The following is a 21742-nucleotide window of genomic DNA, read 5'->3' as shown; positions in this document are numbered from 1 at the left end:
ACCCGTACGCCTCCGGCTCGACCTGTGTCAGAAGGCGGTAGATCCACAGCCCCTCGGCACCGCGCACCACCCGCCGGTTGGCACTGAGCAGCCTGACCCTCGCCAGCACGACCATGTCCTGATCCATAGATCCCCTTCGTCCCCCCATCCCCGACCGGCGCACGTCACACGGCGAGACAGCACAGCGAACGCGTCGACAACCGAGAAAGGTTGCCGACGGGTTGGCCGGAGAGTGGATGACGACGAGTCTGGCGCGCGGTACCAGCGGCCACAAGGTCGAACGGACGTGCCGTGCGTCCTACCGAAACCGCCTCCGAACAGGCATGATGGACCTGACACTCACTCAAGTCCCGTCTCCACCACTTGTGTCGACTCAGCCACGGCATCCTGTGCATGAGTGCCAGTTTCTGATCCCGGGTCTGAGTGGCCTTGGGGCCGAAAGCATGTTGCAGAACCGCCGCGACCACGAGTCGGGCGAACCTTCCCGGTCGGAGGGCTACCTCTCGCGCAGTGCCTCGACTTCGGCGGCCAGCACAGTCATGTCGCGTACGTGCGTGTAGTACCTGGTTGCGTACTCGTCGTCGATCGCCGGGAGAACGTTCTGGAACACCGCCGTCAGCCGGATCAAGACTCCACCGCGCTGTTCGTCGAGCGGGCCTTTGAAAACGCCCAGGGCGTAGCCGTAGGCGTCCGCACCAAGCATCACCATGTCCTGGTCCTCGATGTCCAGGCCGCGGAAGCCTGGGGGGAACGGCATGGCCATGTGCTCGGCCAACATCTGAGAGAGCGCGTCGAGCTTCTCTTCGAACATGCACGAGATCCTGCCGGATCCCACCCGGCGAACCCATGCGGTCACAGCACTAGAGATCTTTAAGGGTCCGGGGTACGCGGGGTCGTGACGGCTGTCGTGTGCCGCGCTGCGCCGGAGGAATGAGGTATCCCGATGGTCGTCCCGGTCGACTGGGTCTGCTCGCCGGTCGCGTTGTACTCGTATCCGGCCGACTCCGCGGGGAGGCCACCTGCCGCCGGATGGGACGTCAGGCTGATCGTGGCGTCCAATCGGTAACCCGTCGCGAAGGACAACGTCTTCGGCACACCCGCCGCGGCCAACTCGTCGGTCTCGGGGAGCAGGAGCTGGCTCTTTTGACCTGGTACAGAGGGTCGTACGGCGTGATCTTCTTCGTGTGCGCCGCACCGGTCACGACCGAACCACCGCCGTAGCGGATCGCCGTGTCGAGCCGCCCCTTGGCCAACGAGTCGAAGATCCAGCCGCGAGCTTGTTCGCGTCCGCATCAGACAGCCGCTGGTCGCGCCGAAGTCCCGGCCCGGACGCTCGGGCGGGGTGGCGGTCTCAACGCCCCCCGCCCGGCCAGGGCTAGCGCATCAACACCCCCGCCTGCTCCCCCATCTCCTCCGAAGGCACCGCCACCAGCCCCAGTTCGGCGGCCGAGGCGAGCAGGCGGTGGGCGGGCAGGATGCGGACCGTGTAGCCGAAGGAGCCCGTGCGGTCGAGGGAGAGTGGGCCCTCGTAGGACCAGCGACCCTCCCCGTCGGGGCCGCCGACCGGCTTCAGCGGGACGTACGTCGCGTCGGTGATGCGGTCGTCCGTGTCGACGCGGCCGGAGACGGCCTGGACCTCGACGTCGTCCGGGACCAGGTCGCCCAGACCGACCCGGACGCGCAGCACCAGCGTCGCGCCGAGCTCGGCGGCCGTACTGAGAGGAGCCGCCGAGGTCTCCACATGGTCCACGGTCACCCGGTGCCAGGCGCCCCGCACGCGGGCCTTCCACTCGGCAAGTTCCCGGGCCACGTCCGGGGCCAGCGACCGGTGGGCCCGGGCGGCCGGGGCGTACAGGCGCTCCACGTACTCCCGGACCATGCGGCCGGCGAGCACCTTCGGCCCGAGGTGGGTGAGGGTCTGGCGGACCATCTCGATCCAGCGGTCGGGCAGGCCGCCCTGGCCGCGCTCGTAGAAGCGCGGGGCGACCCGCTGTTCCAGCAGGTCGTAGAGGGCCGACGCCTCCAGGTCGTCCCGGCGGTCGTCGTCCGTCGCCGTGCCGTCGGCGGTGGGGATCGCCCAGCCGAAGTCCGGCCGGAACCATTCGTCCCACCAGCCGTCCAGCACCGACAGGTTCAGACAGCCGTTCAGCGCCGCCTTCATCCCGCTCGTCCCGCACGCCTCCAGGGGGCGGAGAGGGTTGTTGAGCCACACGTCGCAGCCCGGGTACAGCTTCTGGGCCATCGCCATGCCGTAGTCCGGCAGGAACACGATCCGGTGGCGTACGCGTGGATCGTCCGCGAACCGCACGAGCTCCTGGATCAGGCGTTTTCCGCCGTCGTCCGCCGGGTGCGCCTTGCCCGCGATCACGATCTGCACCGGTCGCTCCGGGTGGAGCAGCAGATCCATCAGACGGTCCTGATCGCGCAGCATCAGCGTCAGACGCTTGTAGGACGGGACTCTGCGCGCGAAGCCGATGGTCAGGACGTCCGGGTCCAGCACCCCGTCGATCCAGCCGAGTTCGGCGGTGCCGGCGCCGCGCTGCCGCCAGGAGGCGGCCAGGCGTTCCCGTACCTCCATGACCAGTTGCTCGCGCAGGTCCCGGCGCAGCTCCCAGATGTCCTGGTCGGGGATGTCACCGACGGAGTCCCAGCGTTCGGAGCCGCCGACCGTCATGGCGTCCTCGGTCCGCTGGGCGCCGATCTGCCGGGCGCCGAGGCGGAAGACCTCCGGGGCCACCCAGGTCGGGGCGTGGACGCCGTTGGTGACCGAGGTGATCGGGACCTCGTCCGGGTCGAAGCCCGGCCACAGTCCCGAGAACATGTCCCGGCTGACGTGCCCGTGCAGCAGGGAGACGCCGTTGGCGCGCTGGGCGAGCCGGAGCCCCATCACCGCCATGTTGAAGACGTTCGGGTCGCCGTCCGCGTACGTCTCCATGCCGAGGCCCAGGATGCGGCCCACGTCGATGCGCGGGAGTTCGGCGTCGGGGCCGAAGTGGCGGGCGACCAGTTCACGGTCGAAGCGGTCGATGCCGGCGGGAACGGGGGTGTGGGTGGTGAAGACCGTGCCGGAGCGGACCGCTTCCAGGCCGGCGTCGAAGTCGAGCCCCTCGTCGCAGAGTTCGGCGATGCGTTCCAGGCCGAGGAAGCCGGCGTGGCCCTCGTTGGTGTGGAACACCTCGGGTCCGGCGTGGCCGGTGAGCCGGCAGTACGTACGGACGGCCCGCACTCCTCCTATGCCGAGCAGCATCTCCTGGAGGAGCCGGTGTTCGCTGCCGCCGCCGTAGAGCCGGTCGGTCACCCCGCGTTCGCCGAGGTCGTTCTCCTCGACGTCCGAGTCGAGCAGCAGCAGCGGTACCCGGCCCACCTGGGCCTGCCAGATCCGGGCGTGCAGCCAGCGCCCGCCGGGGAGGGCCAGGTCGACCTGGGCAGGTGAGCCGTCGGGCTCCCGCAGCGGTACCAGGGGCAGCTCGTTCGGGTCGAGCACCGGGTAGTGCTCCTGCTGCCAGCCGTCCCGGGACAGGGACTGCCGGAAGTAGCCGTGGCGGTAGAGCAGGCCGACGCCGATCAGCGGGACGCCGAGGTCACTGGCCGCCTTCAGATGGTCGCCGGCGAGGATGCCGAGGCCGCCGGAGTACTGCGGCAGCGCGGCCGTGATGCCGAACTCGGGCGAGAAGTAGGCGATGGCGGCCGGGAGTTCGGACGTCTGCGCCTGCCCCTGGTACCAGCGGTCCCCGGTGACGTAGTCGCGCAGGTCGTCGGCGACCGCGGTCAGCCGGCGCAGGAAGCGCCGGTCCTCGGCGAGTTCGGCCAGGCGTCGGACGGAGACGGAGCCGAGGAGGCGTACGGGGTCGCCGCCGGAGGCGGCCCAGCGCTCGGGATCGACCGACTGGAAGAGGTCACGGGTCTCCGCGTGCCAGGACCAGCGCAGATTGCGCGCCAGTTCGCTGAGCGGGTGGAGGGCTTCGGGCAGGACGGGTCGGACGGTGAATCTGCGGATGGCCTTCACAGAGGGTTCCACCTTCGCGCCAGGACGTACGGGCCGGGGGACGCACTCCGCTGTGCGCCGTTCGTCTCCCCCCGACGGTAGCGGCGCGAGGGCCCGGCAACCACGGTGCGTCCTCCGGTATGCGATTACGGCGCATCCGTACCCCGGCCGCCCGGCCGGGCAGTCCGCCCCGGCCCGTTCAGTCCTGAATTCGCCGCAACCCAGGCGCAACCTTCACATGTACCCCACGGGCGATATGGCCGATTCCACCCCTCTGCGCGGCCTTGTGGCGCTTCACACCGCACGAGAGGCTTCCCAGTGGCGCACCACCGGCCGACCTCGGCCGAATCCGGTGGACCCCGGCAGCCCGCCACGACCGGCTTCCGGCGAACCCCGGTGCGGGTGCGCCGTGTCGAGGAGGGGGTTCTCACCCATGCACCACCTGGCAGAGGCGAGAAACAGGCGTACGCGCTGGGCGGGAGGGCTCACCGCGGTGATGACGGCCGCGACGCTTTCGGCCATCACCCTGCCCGCGCAGGCCGCTCCGGAGGGGTTCGTCCACGGGGCCGGTGGTCCCGGTTCCGTCAGCGGCAGTTACATAGTCACCCTCAAGGGGGGAACGACGGCACCGTCGAAGGCCGGAAAGGGCATAGCGACGAAGTACGGGGCGAAAATACGCCACATGTACAGCAACGCCCTGAACGGATATTCCGTGAGGGCCGACGAGAAACAGGCCAGGCGACTCGCGGCGGACTCCCGTGTGGCCTCGGTCGTCCAGGACACGAAGGTCACCTACGACCACCGGCGGATCGCGCCCGGCCACCGGCAGCCCGCTCCGCCCTCTTGGGGCCTGGACCGCGTCGACCAGTCGAACCTGCCGCTCGACAGGAATTACACCTGGCCCGAGCCGGCGGGCAAGGGCGCCACCGTCTACGTGATCGACACCGGCATACGGATCACGCACAAGGACTTCGGCGGCCGGGCCCGTCACGGCTGGGACTTCGTGCAGAACGACAGGACCGCGCAGGACGGCAACGGCCACGGCACCCATGTCGCGGGCACCGTCGCCGGCACCACCTACGGCGTCGCCAAGAAGGCCGAGGTCGTCGCCGTACGGGTGCTCGACGACGCGGGCGGGGGGACGACCGCCCAGGTCATCGCGGGTATCGACTGGGTCACCGAGCACGCGAGGAAGCCGGCCGTGGCCAACATGAGCCTCGGTGGCCCCGGCAACGCCCAACTCGACGCGGCCGTACGCAACTCCATAGCGTCCGGGGTCACCTACACGGTCGCCGCGGGCAACGACGCGCTCGCCGCCGGCCTCTACTCGCCCGCCCGCGTCAAGCAGGCGATCACGGTCGGGGCCACCGACAAGAAGGACGTCCGCGCCGACTTCTCGAACTGGGGCCCGAGCCTGGATCTGTTCGCCCCCGGCGCGTCCATCACCTCCGCTTCCCACAGGAGTGACACCGCGAAGGCGACCCATTCCGGTACGTCCATGGCCTCGCCGCACGCCGCGGGCGCGGCGGCCCTGTATCTGGCCGAGCATCCACGGGCCACACCGGCCGAGGTGGCCAAGGCGCTGGCGAAGCGTTCGGTTTCGGGCAAGGTCAAGGACAGATATCCGGGCTCCCCGAACAGACTTCTCCAAGTCGACAACCCGTAGGAGCTCGTAACACCACAGGTGAACGGCGCTTTACCCAGAGCGACTACAGTGACCGGCCTCGCCCCTCTCGGACGAGGCCGGTCTTGTGTGTAGACATACGCGTGAGTAGTTAACAAAGTGCCGGAATGCCCACCCGCACTGTGTGGGAAGGCTCCACCGGTAGTCCCGCTGGCCCCACCTCCCCACACCCTCATCCGCCCACCCACGTTGACGCGGACAGGAGCGGTCATGCCCGCCACGCACCACTCGTCAGCACCCCCGACGACCAGTACCACCACCGCCACACCCGACAGCACCGCCGCACGCCCCGCACGCCGGGCGCGCACCGGCCCGCCCACGCCGGACACGCCGCCCCCCGCGCTCCCGAAGACCCCGGGCGCCCCCACCATCGGGCGGATACCGGTCTTCGACGTACGGCCGACGGTCCACCACGGCCGCCGACCGGCGAAAGCCGTCGTGGGCGAGGCGTTCGAGATCTCGGCCGTCGTCATCCGCGAGGGCCACGACGCGGTCGCCGCCAACGTCGTGCTCAGGGACCCGGAGGGCCGCCCGGCCGACTGGACCCCGATGCGCGAACTCGCCCCCGGCACCGACCGCTGGGGCGCCACCGTCTCCGTACCGAGCGAGGGCGTCTGGTCCTATGCCGTGGAGGGCTGGGGCGACCCGGTCACCACCTGGCGCCATCACGCCCACATCAAGATCCCGGCCGGCATCGACACCGAACTCGTCCTGGAGGAGGGCGCCCGCCTCCACGAACGCGCCGCCGACCACATCCCCGAGGGCAAGAGCGGCCGCGGCACTCTCCTCGCCGCCGTGGACGCGCTGCGGGACACCGCCCGGCCCGCGTCCTCCCGTCTGGCGGCGGCGTTGGCGCCGGAGGTGGACGAGGTCCTGACCCGCCACCCCCTGCGGGAACTGGTCACGTCGTCGGAGCCGTTGCCGCTGCTGGTGGAACGGGAACGGGCCCTGTTCGGCTCCTGGTACGAGTTCTTCCCGCGTTCCGAGGGCACCCCCGAGCAGCCCCACGGCACGTTCCGCACCGCCGCCCGCCGCCTGCCCGCCATCGCCCGGATGGGCTTCGACGTCGTCTACCTCCCCCCGATCCACCCCATCGGCACCACCTTCCGCAAAGGCCGCAACAACACCCTCTCCCCCACCCCGGACGATGTGGGTGTGCCGTGGGCGATCGGCTCCCCGGAGGGCGGCCACGACGCCGTCCACCCGGATCTGGGCACCATCGACGACTTCGACCACTTCGTCACCGAAGCCCGGGCACTGGGCCTGGAAGTCGCCCTGGACTTCGCGCTGCAGTGCTCCCCGGACCACCCCTGGGTGCACAAACACCCCGAGTGGTTCCACCACCGCCCGGACGGCACGATCGCCTACGCGGAGAACCCGCCGAAGAAGTACCAGGACATCTACCCCATCGCCTTCGACGCCGACATGCCCGGCCTCGTCGCCGAAACGACACGGGTGCTGCGGCACTGGATGGACCACGGGGTACGGATCTTCCGCGTCGACAATCCCCACACCAAACCGGTCGTCTTCTGGGAACAGGTGATCGCCGACGTCAACGCCACCGACCCCGACGTCATCTTCCTGGCCGAGGCCTTCACCCGCCCGGCGATGATGCACACCCTGGCCGCCACCGGCTTCCAGCAGTCCTACACCTACTTCACCTGGCGCACCACCAAAGCGGAACTCACCGAGTACGCCACCGAACTCGCCGGCGAGGCCGCGAGCTACATGCGGCCGAACTTCTTCGTCAACACCCCCGACATCCTCCACGCCTTCCTCCAGGAAGGCGGCCGCCCCGCCTTCGAACTCCGCGCCGTCCTCGCCGCGACCCTCTCCCCCACCTGGGGCGTGTACTCCGGCTACGAACTGTGCGAGAACACCCCCCTCAAACCCGGCAGCGAGGAGTACCTCGACTCCGAGAAGTACCAACTCCGCCCCCGCGACTGGGACACAGCCGAACAAGACGGACGTACGATCGCCCCATTGCTCGGCAAACTCAACGAGATCAGGCGTCGGAGCCCGGCGCTTCGGCAGTTGCGGAATCTGCACTTCCACCACGCCGACCAGGAAGCGGTGATCGTCTACTCGAAGCGCGCGGGCTCGAACACGGTTCTGGTGGTGGTCAACCTCGACCCCCACCACACCCAGGAGGCCACGGTCTCGTTGGACATGCCGCAACTCGGCCTGGACTGGCATGAGTCCGTGCTGGTGCGCGACGAGCTCACCGGCGAGGTCTACACCTGGGGCAGGAACAACTATGTACGTCTCGAACCGGGCCGCGCGCCCGCGCACGTACTGACCGTCCTGCGACCGTCCAACCCGCAGATCGGGGGGTCACCCACACAATGATCGTCAACGAGCCCGTTCCGGACACCTTCGAGGACACTCCACAGAAGGACCGGGACCCGGACTGGTTCAAACGCGCCGTCTTCTACGAGGTCCTCGTCCGCTCCTTCCAGGACAGCAACGGCGACGGCATCGGCGACCTCAAGGGTCTGACCGCCAAACTCGACTACCTGCAGTGGCTGGGCATCGACTGCATCTGGCTCCCGCCCTTCTTCAAATCGCCCCTGCGCGACGGCGGCTACGACGTCTCCGACTACACCGCCGTCCTCCCCGAGTTCGGCGACCTCGCCGACTTCGTGGAATTCGTCGACGCCGCCCACCAGCGCGGCATGCGCGTCATCATCGACTTCGTCATGAACCACACCAGCGACCAGCACCCGTGGTTCCAGGAATCGAGGAAAGACCCCGACGGGCCCTACGGCGACTACTACGTCTGGGCCGACGACGACAAGCAGTTCCAGGACGCCCGCATCATCTTCGTCGACACCGAAGCCTCCAACTGGACCTTCGACCCGGTGCGCAAGCAGTACTTCTGGCACCGGTTCTTCTCCCACCAACCGGACCTCAACTACGAGAACCCGGCGGTTCAGGAGGAGATGATCTCGGCGCTGCGGTTCTGGCTGGACCTGGGCATCGACGGCTTCCGGCTCGACGCGGTGCCGTATCTGTACCAGCAGGAGGGCACCAACTGCGAAAACCTTCCCGCAACCCATGACTTCCTCAAGCGGGTGCGGAAGCAGATCGACGCGCACTACCCCGACACCGTGCTGCTGGCCGAGGCGAACCAGTGGCCGGAGGACGTCGTCGACTACTTCGGCGACTTCCCCAGCGGCGGCGACGAATGCCACATGGCGTTCCATTTCCCCGTCATGCCACGCATCTTCATGGCCGTGCGCAGGGAATCCCGCTACCCGGTCTCGGAAATCCTCGCCAAGACCCCGGCCATTCCCTCCAGCTGCCAATGGGGCATCTTCCTGCGCAACCACGACGAGCTCACGCTCGAAATGGTCACGGACGAAGAACGCGACTACATGTACGCGGAATACGCCAAAGACCCGCGCATGCGCGCCAACATCGGCATCCGCCGCCGGCTCGCCCCGCTCCTGGACAACGACCGCAACCAGATCGAACTGTTCACCGCCCTGCTGCTGTCCCTGCCCGGCTCGCCGATCCTCTACTACGGCGACGAGATCGGCATGGGCGACAACATCTGGCTCGGCGACCGCGACGCGGTGCGGACACCGATGCAGTGGACGCCGGACCGCAACGCGGGCTTCTCCTCCTGCGACCCGGGGCGGCTGTCGCTGCCGACGATCATGGATCCGGTCTACGGCTACCAGGTCACGAACGTCGAGGCGTCGATGTCGTCGCCCTCGTCGCTGCTGCACTGGACGCGCCGGATGATCGAGATCCGCAAGCAGAACCCGGCGTTCGGCCTCGGCTCGTACACCGAACTCCCGTCGTCGAACCCGGCCGTCCTCGCCTTCCTGAGGGAGGCGCCCTCGTCCGAGGAGAACGGGGACGACCTGGTGCTGTGCGTGAACAACTTCTCCCGTTTCGCGCAGCCCACCGAACTCGATCTGCGCGCCTACGAAGGACGCCACCCCGTCGAACTCATCGGCGGAGTGCGCTTCCCGGCCATCGGCGAACTGCCCTACCTCCTCACCCTCGCGGGCCACGGCTTCTACTGGTTCCGCCTGCGGAAGGACACCGTGTAAGCCCGACCGGAACCCCGGGCGGGCCGGTTTCTCCCGGCCCGCCCGGGGCACGCAGACAGGAACACCCCGCCCCCGGGGAAAGGACGCGACGCCATGTCGGAAGCCGCCACGCACTCCACCGCGACAAGTCCTGCTCCACCGCCCGCCACGGAGCCGACACCCGAGCTGCTCACCTCCCTGGAGCCGCTGCTGCGGGAGTGGCTGCCACGGCAGCGCTGGTTCGCGGGAAAGGGGCGGCCGGTCACCGGGTTCAGCCTGGTGGCGGGGACGGAACTGTTGCCGGTGGGCGCCTCCAAGGCCGGGCTGCTGCATCTCCTCGTACGCGCCCATCAGCCGCTGGTGCCGTCCCAGGGCGCCCCGGCGCACCCCGGCGACTGCTACCAGCTGCTGCTCGGCGTACGCGAGACACTGCCGCCACGGCTGGCGCCCGCGCTGATCGGGCATGTGGCCGACGGGCCGCTGGCCGGGCGGACGGTGTACGAGGCGCTGCACGACCCCCGCCTCGCCGACGTCCTCCTGGAGGCGCTGCGGTCCCAGGCACGCGTCGGTGAGCTGCGCTGCGGCCGGGACATGAGCTACGACATCCCCGAGGGTCTGGTGCCGCGGGTGGCCACCGCCGAGCAGTCCAACTCCTCCATCGTCTACGGCGATACGTTCATTCTGAAGCTGTTCCGCCGGGTCGTGCCCGGGGACAACCCCGACCTCGAACTGCCGCTGACGCTGTCCCGCGAGGGCTGCCCCCGGGTGCCGGCGCCGGTGGCCTGGATGGTGGCGGACCTGGGCCGGGGCACCGAGCCCGGCCCCGACGGCCATCACGTCCTGGGCGTCCTCCAGCCGTTCCTGCACGGCGCGGCGGACGGCTGGGAGCTGGCGCTGAGCGTGCTGGCCAAGAGCGAGGACTTCACCGCCGAGGCGCGCGCGCTGGGGCGAGTGACCGCCGAGGTGCACACCGCGCTGACGCGCTCCCTGCCCACGGTCACCCTGGGGCGACCGCAGCTGGAGTCGCTGGTCGACGGGATGACCGAACGCCTGGAGGCCGCCGCGCAGGCCGTCCCCGCGCTGCGGCCGTACGCGCCCGGCCTGCACACGGCCTTCGAGGCCCTCGCCGACCTGGCCGGCGAGGGCCGCACCTGGACGGCCCAGCGCATCCACGGCGACCTCCACCTCGGCCAGTGTCTCCGCTCTCCGTCCGGGGAGTGGTCCCTCATAGATTTCGAGGGCGAGCCGTCGAAGCCGCTGGCCGAGCGGCGGATGCCACAGCCCGTCGCCCGTGACATCGCCGGCATGCTCCGCTCCTTCGACTACGCCGCGCACTCCCTCCAGCCCCCGGCCGCCGACTGGGCGACCGCCTGCCGGGCCGCGTACTGCTCCGGCTACGCGGACGTCGCCGGCGTCGATCCGCGCACCGATCCCGTGCTGCTGCGGGCGTACGAGACCGACAAGGCCGTGTACGAGGTCCTCTACGAGGCCCGCCACCGCCCCGACTGGCTTCCCGTGCCCCTGGCCGCAGTACACCGCCTCGCCACGGACCCCTGCACCGACACCCCCTGACACCACCCCTCCCGACTGACACCACCCCTCCCGAGGAGATCGTCCCTGTGACTCCCCGCCCGCCGTCCGACGACAGCACGCAACACCCCGACGCCGCGGCCGAGGTAACCGCCCCGGTGAAGAAGACCGCCGCGAAGAAGACGGCCACGAAGAAGGCAGTCACGAAGAAGGCGGCCGTGAAGACCGTCGCGGCCGAGAAAGCCGTGGCGAAGAAGGCGACGGCGAAGAAGACGGCGACCAAGAAGGCAGCGGCCAAGAGCACGACCGACGCTGCCGGGGGGACGGCCGAGGCCGGGAAGGTCACCGAGGAGGCGCCGCCGGCCAGGAAGACAGCCGGGGGGACGTCTGCGGTCAAGAGGACGACAGCAGCCAAGAAGACGGCCGGGGGGACGTCTGCGGTCAAGAGGACGACCGCGGCCAGGAAGACGGCCGAGGGCAAGAAGCCGGCCGAGGCCAAGGCGGTCGCCAAGAAGTCCGCGCCGAGAAAGGTGGCCGTGGGCGAGGGCGAGGGCGAGGGCGAGGGCATGGAGGCGGCCAAGAGGTCCACCGCCAAGAAGGTCACCGCGAAGACGACCGTGGCGGAGAAACCCGTCGCCAGGAAGGCCGCGTCGAAGACAGCTGTCGCGAAGAAGGCCGCGTCGAAGACAGCCGTGGCGAAGACAGCCGTGGCGAAGAAGGCCGTAGCGAAGAAGGCCGTGGCCAAGACCGCGGCGGTCAAGGCCGTCGCGAAGAAGACGGCGGTCAAGAAGGCCACGGCCAAGAAGACCGTGGCCGAGGAACCCGTCACCGCCGAGGCCGCCGCCGGGAAGACCACCGCGGAGATCGCCGGGAAGAGGACCGCGAAGAGGGCCGTGAAGCCGCGGCGGCAGACGGAGAGCGCGGCGTTGGTCCCAGCCGCCCCGCCGGGCGCCGGACCGTCCGCTCCCAGGTCGGCGCCGGCTGAACCGCCGACCCGGGAACCCCTGGTCCCCAAGCAGGCCGCCGCCGAGCAGATGCCCCCCGAGCCGGTGGTCCCCAAGCAGGCCGTCCCCGAGTCCGCCGCCGAACGGGTCACCCACGAGCCGGTCGGCGTCACCGACGTCGAACCCGGCCCCGCCCGGCCCGCCTACTCCCCCGCGATGGACGGCGTCGACCGGGAGCGGCTGCTCGCCGGCACCCACCACGCGCCGCACGCGGTGCTCGGGGCTCACCCCGCCCCCGGTGGCGTGGTGTTCCGGGCGTTCCGGCCGTACGCGCTCGGGGTGAGCGTGGTGGCGGAGTCGCTGCGGGCGGAGTTGCACGACGACGGGGACGGGTTCTTCTCGGCGCTGCTGCCGTTGCGGGAGGTGCCGGAGGCGTACCGGCTGCTGGTCTCCTACGAGGGGACGGAGCAGGAGACCGAGGACGCGTACCGTTTCCTGCCCGCGATCGGCGAGCTGGACCTGTATCTGATCGGCGAGGGCCGGCACGAGGAGCTGTGGCGCGTGCTCGGCGCCGAGCCGATGACCCACCAGGGCGTGACCGGCACCCGCTTCACCGTGTGGGCGCCCAACGCGCGCGGCGTGCGCGTGGCCGGGACCTTCAACTTCTGGGACGGCACCGGCTTCCCGATGCGTTCCCTGGGCTCCTCGGGGGTGTGGGAGCTGTTCGCGCCCGGGATCGGCGAGGGCGAGCTGTACAAGTTCGAGATCACCCGGCCGGACGGCTCGAAGACGCTCCGGGCCGACCCGCTGGCCCGCCGCACGGAGGTCCCGCCCCACACCTCGTCCGTCATCCACGCCTCGCACTACGAGTGGGGCGACGAGGAGTGGCTGGCGAAGCGGGCCCAGACCCCCGCGCACGAGGCCCCGTTCTCGGTCTACGAGGTCCATCTGCCGTCCTGGCGACCGGGACTGACGTACCGCCAACTCGCCGAGCAGCTGCCGGCGTACGTCTCCGACCTGGGCTTCACGCATGTCGAGCTGCTGCCCATCGCCGAGCACCCGTTCGGCGGCTCCTGGGGCTACCAGGTCACCGGCTTCTACGCCCCGACCGCCCGCCTCGGCACCCCCGACGACTTCAAGTTCCTCGTCGACGCCCTGCACCGGGCCGGGATCGGTGTCCTGATGGACTGGGTGCCGGCCCACTTCCCGCGTGACGACTGGGCGTTGGCCGAGTTCGACGGGCGTCCGCTGTACGAGCACGCGGACCCGCAGCGGGCGGCGCACCCCGACTGGGGGACGCTGGAGTTCGACTACGGGCGCCGTGAGGTGCGCAACTTCCTGGTGGCGAACGCCCTTTACTGGTGCGAGGAGTACCACATCGACGGGCTGCGGGTGGATGCCGTCGCCTCGATGCTCTACCTCGACTACTCGCGCGAGGAGGGCCAGTGGACGCCGAACGAGCACGGCGGCCGGGAGAACCTGGACGCGGTCGCCTTCCTGCAGGAGATGAACGCGACGGTGTACCGGCGGGTGCCGGGCGTCGTGACGATCGCGGAGGAGTCCACGGCCTGGGACGGCGTCACCCGCGCCACCCACCACACCGGTCCGGGCGGCTTCGGCGGCCTCGGCTTCGGGCTGAAGTGGAACATGGGGTGGATGCACGACTCGCTGGGCTACATGTCCAAGGATCCCGTCCATCGCCAGCACCACCACCACGAGATGACGTTCTCGATGGTGTACGCGTACAGCGAGAACTACGTCCTGCCCATCTCCCACGACGAGGTCGTGCACGGCAAGGGCTCACTGGTGTCGAAGATGCCGGGCGACTGGTGGCAGCAGCGCGCCGACCACCGCGCGTACCTGGGCTTCATGTGGGCCCACCCCGGCAAACAACTCCTTTTCATGGGGCAGGAGTTCGCCCAGGGCGCGGAGTGGTCGGAGGCGCACGGGCCGGACTGGTGGCTGCTGGATCCCGCGTACGGCGCCGAGGCCGACCACCGGGGTGTACGCGACCTCGTCCGCGACCTCAACACCGCCTACCGGCACACCCCCGCCCTCTGGCAGCAGGACACGCGCCCGGCCGGCTTCTCCTGGATCACGGGTGACTCGGCGGAGGACAACGTCCTGGCGTTCCTGCGGTTCGCCGAGGACGGCACGCCCCTGTTGGCCGTCTCCAACTTCAGCCCGGTCGTGCGCGAGGACTACCGTCTGGGTGTCCCGGAGGACATTCCGGCCTGGCGGGAAATCCTCAACACGGACGCGGCCGTGTACGGGGGCACGGATGCCACGATGCCCGAGCCCGTGAAACCCGAGCCCCAGTCCTGGCACGGCCGCCCCGCCAGCATCCGCGTCACCCTGCCCCCGCTGTCCACGCTCTGGCTCCGCCCGGCCTAGTCCTCTCGCCCCCGCCGCCCCTACCCGTCCCGTCCCCAGGGGCTGCCGCCCCTTCGACCCCGCTCGGGTGGGTTGTTCGGGTGCGGGCGGGTGGGGCTTCTCGCGCAGTTCCCCGCGCCCCTTTTCAGGGGCGCGGGGAACGGCGCGAACGGGGTCCGGGGCGGAGCCCCGAGGGATGGGACGGGTAGGGGCGGCGGGGGCGAGAAAACCTGCCCGGCGGTCGTCAGCCGCTCTTGCGTCCCCCGAACATCATCCGCCGCAACGCCCCCAACAACCCGCTCCCCGACCGATCCCCGGCCGCGGGCCCGGCGGCCGGCACCACCGGCGGAGCCACGGGCGCGGCCTCCTCCCCCCGCCCGGCCGCCGCCACCCGAGCCGTACTGTGAGCGGCGAGTTCATAGCGGACCGGCAACAACCGCAGCCCGCGCACCACCGGCCCCGACCGCCACGGCAACTGGTCCGGCGGCAACGTGAGCTCCGCACGGGCGAAGTGCTCGAAGACCCGCCCCACCGCGGTCGTGACGATCGTCCCCGCGAGCTCACGCGCGGCACTGGGACACTGGTGCGGCCCGGCCCCCCACGCGAGATGCGCCCGCGTACTGACGGTGGAGTCGACGATGTGGGAGGAGCCGATCTTCAGCAGATCCCGGTGCGCGGCCGCGACGGACGGGGACACGATGTCACCGGCCCGGATCCAGAAGTTCCCGAGCCGCACGTCCCGCGCCGCGAACCGGAAGCACAGGTTGGCCGTCGGCGGATTCACCAGCGCCGCCCGGTTCACGGTCTCCCCGAGCTGCCCGTTGGACAGGCTCCGCCGGACGGTCGTGTTGCCCCGCAGCACCTCGAGCAGGGTGTTGCAGACCATGTTCCCGGTGATGTCGTTGAGATAGACCGCGTTCATGAACAGCTCACGGCCCAGCTGCTCGTCGCTCAGCGAGGGATCGGCCAGCAGCATGTAGGAGGTCAGGTCCTCGCCGGGCCGGGACCGCCGATGAGCTGCCAGCCGGGTCATCGCGCCCAGCGCCCGCCCGGTCGCCGGGCCCGCGTCCGGCCCGCCGTCCAGCATCCGCCAGAGGTCCATGACCATCTCGTCGCCGAGTTCGACGGGGCACCCGAACAGCTTGGTCGTGACCATGAGGAGCAGCGGCCTGGTGTACTGCGCCGCGAGATCGGCGAACCCGGTGTTCCCGGACTCGGCCGCGAGCATGGCGATCAGTTCGTCGGCGTACCGGGCGACGGCCGCCCGCAGCTCCCAGCCCTCGGGTGAGTGCCCGTCCTGGAAGGGCCGCATCGCCGAGTGGTAGCTCAGCCGGGCGTGCCGGTGTTCCTCGTCGTCGAAGAACATGGTCTGCCGGACCTCGTACCCGGCCAGGAGCGGCCAGTCCCTCGGCAGCCGCCCCTCCGCCCGCGCCCGCCAGTGCCGTACGTCGCGCCGCCACACGCTCTCGTTGCGCAGGACCTCCAGCACCTCGCGGTAGTCGAGAACCAGCCATGCCGGTACCCCCATCAGCCCCACCGGTGCCACGGGGCCGTACGTACTCCGCAGTCGCTCGTAGACGCTGCTGGGATCCGCGTCGAACTCCGAGGTCAGCAGCGGCTCCACGCGCAGCGATTCCAGGCCGGGGGTGCCGGCCGGAGCGGCCGCGAACGGATGTGTTTCCATGACCGACACGCATACCGCATGAACCATGTACGAGCAGTGACGATGACGGGAACTGTTACGGCTTGGTGATCCCTGTTGCACCTGGGGTGACGGTGCCCGGTACGGCGGCCCGCCGGGCGTCGGCCCGGCGGGACCGGCGGGACCGGCGGGACCGGCGGGACCGGCGGGACCGGCGGGACCGGCGGGACCGGCGGGACCGGCGGGACCCGTCCGGCTAGTTCAGGCCAACCGTCGACAACTCCCCCAGCGCCTCCGGCAGTTCCTCCGTGTGTACGACACCGAGCGCCTGCGTGGCACGCGTCAGCGCCACGTACAGGTCGCTCGTGCCGAAGCGTCCCGGTTCGACGACGAGGACGGAGTCGAACTCCAGGCCCTTGGCCTGCCGGGGGTCGAGGAGGACGACGGTCCGGGTCAGATCGGGCTCCGCGCCCGCCGTCACCCCGTCGAGCCGGGCCGCGAGCGGCCGGTGCAGCTCGCGCGGGGCGATCACCGCGAGCCGCCCCTCGGCCGGGGTCAGCTCGGCGACCGCCTTGGCCACCTCGGCGGGCAGTTCCTTCGGCGCCGCGCGACGCGCCCAGGGCCGTACTCCGGTCGACCGCACGGAGCTCGGCGGCTCGAAGTCCGGCCGCTCGGCGCGGACGACACCGGCCGCGACCGCCATGATCTCGGCGGGGGTGCGGTAGTTGACGCCGAGCCGGGTGTGCTCCCAGCGGTCCTCGACGTACGGGGCGAGGATGTCGGCCCAGGAGCCGACGCCCGCGGCCTCCGCCGTCTGGGCCGGGTCGCCGACGAGGGTCATCGAGCGGGTCGGCGAGCGGCGTATCAGCAGCCGCCAGGCCATCGGCGACAGCTCCTGCGCCTCGTCGACGATGATGTGCCCGAACGCCCAGGTCCGGTCGGCCGCCGCCCGGTCGGCGGCGCTGCGGTGGTCGTCCTCCTCGTGGCGCTCGGCGAACCGTTCGGCGTCGATGATGTCGTGCGCGGACAGCACCTCCGAGCCGTCGGGGTCGCTGTCCTCCTTGTCCTCGAACTCGTACGTCCGGGACGCGTACGACACCTCCAGCACGCCCTGCGCGTAGGCGATCTGGGTCTCCCGCTCGCGCTCGGCCCGGGCCCGCGCCACCCGGTCGTCCTCGCCCAGCAGCTCGGCGGCCTCGTCGAGGAGGGGGACGTCGGCGACGGTCCACGCGCGCGTGACGGGGCGGCGTACGGCGTCGGCGTCCTCCTGGGACAGATAGGCGTCCGGCTCGGCGAGGAAGTCGGCGATCAGGCGGCGCGGGGTGATCCGGGGCCACAGCCGGCCGATGGCGGCCCAGACCTCGGGGTTCTCGGCCAGTTCGTCGCGGATCTGGGTGATGTCGCTGGGGTCGAGGAGGTTGGAGCCGTCGTAGGGGTCGGTGCCGATGCGTTCGGCGACCATCTCCGTGAGGGTGTTGAGGATGTGACCCTCGAAGTACTCGCGGGACATGTTGTGCGGGAGTTTCGCCTCGCGGGTGCGCTCGCGGGCGACCCGTACGAGGTCGTCGTCGAGCATGAGGATCTCCCGGTCGTGCTCGATGGCGATCACCGGGTCGGGCAGCGTCTGCCGGTCCCGGACGACGGCCGCGAGCACGTCGGCCATGGCGGCGCCGCCCTTCACCCGGGCGGCCTGCGGGGTGTCGGTCGCCGTGGCGCGTACGCCGGGGAACAGCTCGCCGACGGTGGACAGCAGCACGCCCGTCTCCCCCAGCGAGGGCAGCACCTCGCCGATGTAGCCGAGGAAGGCGGGGTTGGGGCCGACGATGAGGACGGCGCGCTTGGCGAGCAGTTCGCGCTGCTCGTAGAGGAGGTAGGCGGCCCGGTGCAGGGCGACGGCGGTCTTGCCCGTTCCCGGGCCGCCCTCCACGACCATCACCCCCTGGTGCGGGGCGCGGATGATGCGGTCCTGCTCGGCCTGGATGGTCTGCACGATGTCGCCCATGCGGCCGGTGCGGGCGGAGTTGAGGGCGGCCAGCAGGACGGCGTCGCCGGTGGGGTCCTCGTAGCCGGTGCGGGTCGCGTCGCCGAGGTCGAGGATCTCGTCGTGCAGGGCGGTGACCCGGCGGCCCTCGGTGGTGAGGTGCCGGCGGCGGCGCAGGCCCATCGGGGTGTGGCCGGTGGCGAGGTAGAAGGGGCGGGCGACGTCGGCGCGCCAGTCGATCAGGATCGGGGTGCGCTCGGTGTCGTCCTCCCGCAGCCCGATCCGGCCGATGTGGTGGACGCCCCCGTCGGCGAGGTCGAGCCGGCCGAAGCAGAGCGAGCCGTCGACGGCGTTCAGCGCGGCCAGCAGCCCCGAGCGCTCGGCGACGAGGATGTCCCGCTCCAGACGGGCCTGCATGGGCGTGTCGCCCTGGGCGAGCGCGTCCGTGACCGACCCCTCGGTCGCACCGCGCAGGGCGTCCACGCGGGCGTACAGCCCGTCGATGAATTCCTGCTCCCGCCGCAATTCATCGTGCGAATAGCCGGTGTTTGACAATTCCACTCCCGCCCGGATATACTGTGTTCACTGAACTTCTTTGCGACTCAATATTCTTGAAGTCGTGAACCATCAAATATACGCAAGAAAAGCCCCCGAGCACAATTGCTCGGGGGCTTTTCTCGTCCGGGCGTCAGAGGACGTCGTCGAGTTCCTCCAGCAGCCGCCGCTTGGGCCGCGCGCCCACCATGGCCTTCACCGGCTCACCACCCCGGAACACCATGAAGGTCGGCATCGACAGCACCTTGTAGGCGTGGGTGGTCTCCGGATTGGTGTCCACGTCCAGCTGCACCACCTTCAGCCGCTCCCCCTCCTGAGCGGCGAGCGCGCTCAGCACCGGCCCCATCTGCCGGCACGGCGGACACCAGTCGGCGGTGAACTCCACGAGCACCGGCAGCTCCGCACCGATCACCTCCGCCTCGAAGTCCTCGTCCGTCACCTCGGCCACACCCGCCGCCCTGATCACAGTTCCCCGCCTCCCAGTTCACACCCCGGCCCCGGACCCCCCGGAACCTCCGCCTCGGCCGCCAGCCGCTCCCGCGCCTGCTCGGCCCGCGCCAACTGCTCGCCGACCGACGCCCGCACGGCCGCCAACTCACCGATCAGCGCGTCGAGTTCGTCCAGCTTCCGCCGGTACACCGCCAGCGACGCCGGGCACGAGTCGCCCTCCGGATGCCCGGCCCGCAGACACTCCACGAACGGCCGCGTCTCCTCCAGGTCGAACCCGAAGTCCTGCAGCGTCCGGATCTGCCGCAACAGCTTCAGATCCGCCTCGTCGTACGTCCGATAGCCGTTGTCGGTCCGCCGCGCGGGCAACAGCCCCCGCGCCTCGTAGTACCGCAGGGCCCGTGTCGTCGTCCCGGCCCGTTCCGCCAGCTCGCCGATGCGCATGGGGAGACGGTATTCCTTGACGCCGACGTCAAGGCAAACGCGCGCCCCTTCAGGGGCGCGGGGAACCGCGCGAGAAGCCCCACCGACGCGCAACGGGACAACGAAGCCGGAAAAGCCGAGTGACCAGGCCAATAGAAAGCCGAGTGACCAGGTCAATAGGGGGAGGACCTGGCCACTCGGTGTTCTGGTGCTCTTCAGTTGTGGACCGTACGGCCGGGTCTACGGGGGAGGACCCGGCCGTACGGCGTTCTTGGAGGGCCGCAGGCCCACTACGCCTTGGCGAGTTCCTTCTCGCCGTCGGGCTCGGCCTCGGCAGCCGGCGCGGGCCCGTGCCCGTCGTCCAGCAGCGTCTTCTCGTCGAACGGCAGCCGCCCGGCGAGCACCTCGCTGACCCGCTCCTTGTCGATCTCCTTGGTCCAGGTACCGATGAGGACCGTGGCGACCGCGTTGCCCGCGAAGTTGGTGAGGGCGCGGGCCTCGCTCATGAAGCGGTCGATGCCGACGATGAGGCCGATACCGTCCACCAGGGCCGGCTTGTGGGACTGCAGACCACCCGCGAGGGTCGCGAGACCGGCGCCGGTGACACCCGCCGCGCCCTTGGAGGCGACCAGCAGGAAGAGCAGCAGCGGGATCTGCTCGCCGATCGACATCGGCGTACCCATGGCGTCGGCGATGAACAGGGACGCCATGGTCATGTAGATCATGGTGCCGTCGAGGTTGAAGGAGTAGCCGGTCGGGACGGTGATACCGACGACGGGCTTGCTGACGCCCATGTGCTCCATCTTCGCGATGAGGCGCGGCAGCGCCGACTCGGAGGAGGAGGTGGACAGGATCAGCAGGAACTCACGGCCCAGGTACTTGAAGAACGTCAGGATGTTGAGGCCGGAGACGATCCGCAGCAGCGCGGCGAGCACGATGAAGACGAAGAGGAAGCAGGTGACGTAGAAGCCGAGCATCAGCACGGCGAGGCTCTTCAGGGCGTCGACGCCCGCGGAACCGGTCACGGCCGCGATGGCGCCGAAGGCACCGATCGGGGCGGCCCACATCACCATGGCGAGGATGCGGAAGACGAGGCGCTGGATGTGCTCGATACCGCGCAGGATCGGCTGACCGGCGTCGCCCATCGCCTGGAGCGCGAAGCCGGCGAGCACGGCGACGAGCAGCGTCTGGAGGACCTCGCCGCCGGTGAAGGCGGAGACGATCGTCGTCGGGATGATGCCGAGCAGGAACTCGGTGGTGTCCTTGGCCTCGGCCGACACCTGCGCCTGACCGGTCTCCTTGATCGCGTCGGTCACCGCGAGGCCGGTGCCCGGCTCCAGGATGTTGCCGACGACCAGACCGATGCTGAGCGCGACCAGCGACATGATCGTGAAGTAGACGAGGGCGATACCGCCGACGGCGCCGACCTTCGCGGCCTTCCGTACGGAGCCGATGCCCAGCACGATCGTGCAGAAGATGATCGGCGAGATCATCATCTTGATCAGGTTCACGAAGCCGGTGCCGATGGGCTTCAGCTCGACGGCGAAGTCGGGGGCGATGAGGCCCACGGCGATGCCGATGGCCACAGCCACGATCACGGCGATGTACAGGTAGTGGGTGCGGTCCCGCTTGGCGGGTGCGGTAGGTGCCGTATGGGCGGTGCTGGCCACGGCTGCCCTCCTCGTCGACGACATCGTCGGCTCGTTCGTCTCCGGCGTGCGGCTCACGACCGGGGGAATTCGGGAGACGGTCTCCCAGGGTGGGAACCGGCGGGTTCCCGGGTGGGAGACCGGCTCCCGGTGTCGGGAGCCGGCGGGCTCCCGGAGCCGGTAGCTGGGGGACTTCCGGCGGTGGGAGCGGGGCTCCCGGGGGGTGTGGGAGCCGGGGCTCCCGGCGGTGGAAGCCGGCGGGCTTCCGGGCCGGAGGCTTGGGGGCTTCCGGCGGTGGGAGCGGGGGCTCCCGGTGGTGGGAGACAGGCTCCCAGTGGTGGGAGAGATGCCTCCCGGGGGTGGGAGACGGGCTCCCGGCGGCTCGGGTTGTGGGGTCCCGGGGCGGGAGTCGTCCTCCCTGTCGTTGTCCATGTGCTGGACGAGTCGATGGTGTGACTATGTCTCGCCCTGTGAGGGCGGTCACCC

12 protein-coding genes are annotated in these 21742 nt (G+C 70.4%); 5 read left to right on the top strand and 7 right to left on the bottom strand.

Annotated elements, in window-relative coordinates; genetic code table 11:
* Positions 1–496: 496 nt before the first annotated feature.
* Positions 497–811, bottom strand: coding sequence for a hypothetical protein (locus OG272_RS34040; protein WP_326577262.1), 315 nt, complete (start codon positions 809–811; stop codon positions 497–499).
* Between the two features lie 564 nt (positions 812–1375).
* Complete coding sequence (locus OG272_RS34035) at positions 1376–4006, bottom strand: glycosyltransferase family 1 protein (protein ID WP_328224046.1); 2631 nt, start codon at positions 4004–4006, stop codon at positions 1376–1378.
* A gap of 412 nt (positions 4007–4418) precedes the next feature.
* On the opposite strand from OG272_RS34035, the gene OG272_RS34030 reads away from it, so the two are divergent.
* The 5 genes from OG272_RS34030 to glgB all read left to right on the top strand — a co-directional run bounded on the left by OG272_RS34030 (position 4419) and on the right by glgB (position 14580).
* Entirely contained in the window at positions 4419–5651 is a 1233-nt protein-coding gene (locus tag OG272_RS34030; RefSeq protein WP_405895438.1) for a S8 family peptidase, read from the top strand.
* Between the two features lie 228 nt (positions 5652–5879).
* Positions 5880–8018: an alpha-1,4-glucan--maltose-1-phosphate maltosyltransferase gene (locus OG272_RS34025; RefSeq protein WP_405895437.1), complete on the top strand. Its 2139-nt coding sequence runs from the start codon at positions 5880–5882 to the stop codon at positions 8016–8018.
* On the top strand, positions 8015–9733 hold the full coding sequence (treS, locus tag OG272_RS34020) for a maltose alpha-D-glucosyltransferase (RefSeq protein WP_326577270.1): 1719 nt from the start codon (positions 8015–8017) through the stop codon (positions 9731–9733). The genes OG272_RS34025 and treS overlap by 4 nt, the downstream gene beginning before the upstream one ends.
* Before the next feature lie 93 nt (positions 9734–9826).
* Positions 9827–11284, top strand: coding sequence for a maltokinase N-terminal cap-like domain-containing protein (locus tag OG272_RS34015; protein WP_328224043.1), 1458 nt, complete (start codon positions 9827–9829; stop codon positions 11282–11284).
* Positions 11285–11331: 47 nt separating this feature from the next.
* Complete coding sequence (gene glgB / locus OG272_RS34010) at positions 11332–14580, top strand: 1,4-alpha-glucan branching enzyme (RefSeq protein WP_405895436.1); 3249 nt, start codon at positions 11332–11334, stop codon at positions 14578–14580.
* A gap of 223 nt (positions 14581–14803) precedes the next feature.
* On the opposite strand, the gene OG272_RS34005 is transcribed toward glgB, so the two are convergent.
* From OG272_RS34005 to OG272_RS33985, 5 genes are all read right to left on the bottom strand, one after another.
* Positions 14804–16243 (bottom strand): cytochrome, encoded by a 1440-nt coding sequence (locus OG272_RS34005; protein WP_405895435.1) that lies wholly within the window; start codon positions 16241–16243, stop codon positions 14804–14806.
* A 214-nt stretch (positions 16244–16457) separates the two neighbouring features.
* Positions 16458–18707 (bottom strand): HelD family protein, encoded by a 2250-nt coding sequence (locus OG272_RS34000; protein ID WP_405896106.1) that lies wholly within the window; start codon positions 18705–18707, stop codon positions 16458–16460.
* Between the two features lie 163 nt (positions 18708–18870).
* Positions 18871–19203 (bottom strand): thioredoxin domain-containing protein, encoded by a 333-nt coding sequence (locus OG272_RS33995; RefSeq protein WP_326577276.1) that lies wholly within the window; start codon positions 19201–19203, stop codon positions 18871–18873.
* Entirely contained in the window at positions 19200–19628 is a 429-nt protein-coding gene (locus tag OG272_RS33990) for a MerR family transcriptional regulator (RefSeq protein WP_326577278.1), read from the bottom strand. The genes OG272_RS33995 and OG272_RS33990 overlap by 4 nt, the downstream gene beginning before the upstream one ends.
* A gap of 269 nt (positions 19629–19897) precedes the next feature.
* A complete protein-coding gene (locus tag OG272_RS33985; protein ID WP_326577280.1) occupies positions 19898–21277 on the bottom strand; it encodes a cation:dicarboxylate symporter family transporter in 1380 nt (459 codons plus the stop codon).
* Positions 21278–21742: the final 465 nt, after the last annotated feature.

Origin of the sequence: Streptomyces sp. NBC_00104, from assembly GCF_045160825.1 — a bacterium.
In the GTDB taxonomy this organism is placed as follows: domain Bacteria; phylum Actinomycetota; class Actinomycetes; order Streptomycetales; family Streptomycetaceae; genus Streptomyces.
This window is presented reverse-complemented; position numbering and strand designations above follow the sequence as displayed.

Excerpts from the sequence above, each read along its gene's own strand:
- treS (WP_326577270.1), top strand. The coding sequence starts at position 8,015 with ATGATCGTCAACGAGCCCGTTCCGGACACCTTCGAGGACACTCCACAG.
- OG272_RS34040 (WP_326577262.1), bottom strand. The coding sequence starts at position 811 with ATGTTCGAAGAGAAGCTCGACGCGCTCTCTCAGATGTTGGCCGAGCAC.
- OG272_RS34015 (WP_328224043.1), top strand. The coding sequence starts at position 9,827 with ATGTCGGAAGCCGCCACGCACTCCACCGCGACAAGTCCTGCTCCACCG.
- OG272_RS33990 (WP_326577278.1), bottom strand. The coding sequence starts at position 19,628 with ATGCGCATCGGCGAGCTGGCGGAACGGGCCGGGACGACGACACGGGCC.
- OG272_RS34025 (WP_405895437.1), top strand. The coding sequence starts at position 5,880 with ATGCCCGCCACGCACCACTCGTCAGCACCCCCGACGACCAGTACCACC.
- OG272_RS34030 (WP_405895438.1), top strand. The coding sequence starts at position 4,419 with ATGCACCACCTGGCAGAGGCGAGAAACAGGCGTACGCGCTGGGCGGGA.
- OG272_RS34005 (WP_405895435.1), bottom strand. The coding sequence starts at position 16,243 with ATGGAAACACATCCGTTCGCGGCCGCTCCGGCCGGCACCCCCGGCCTG.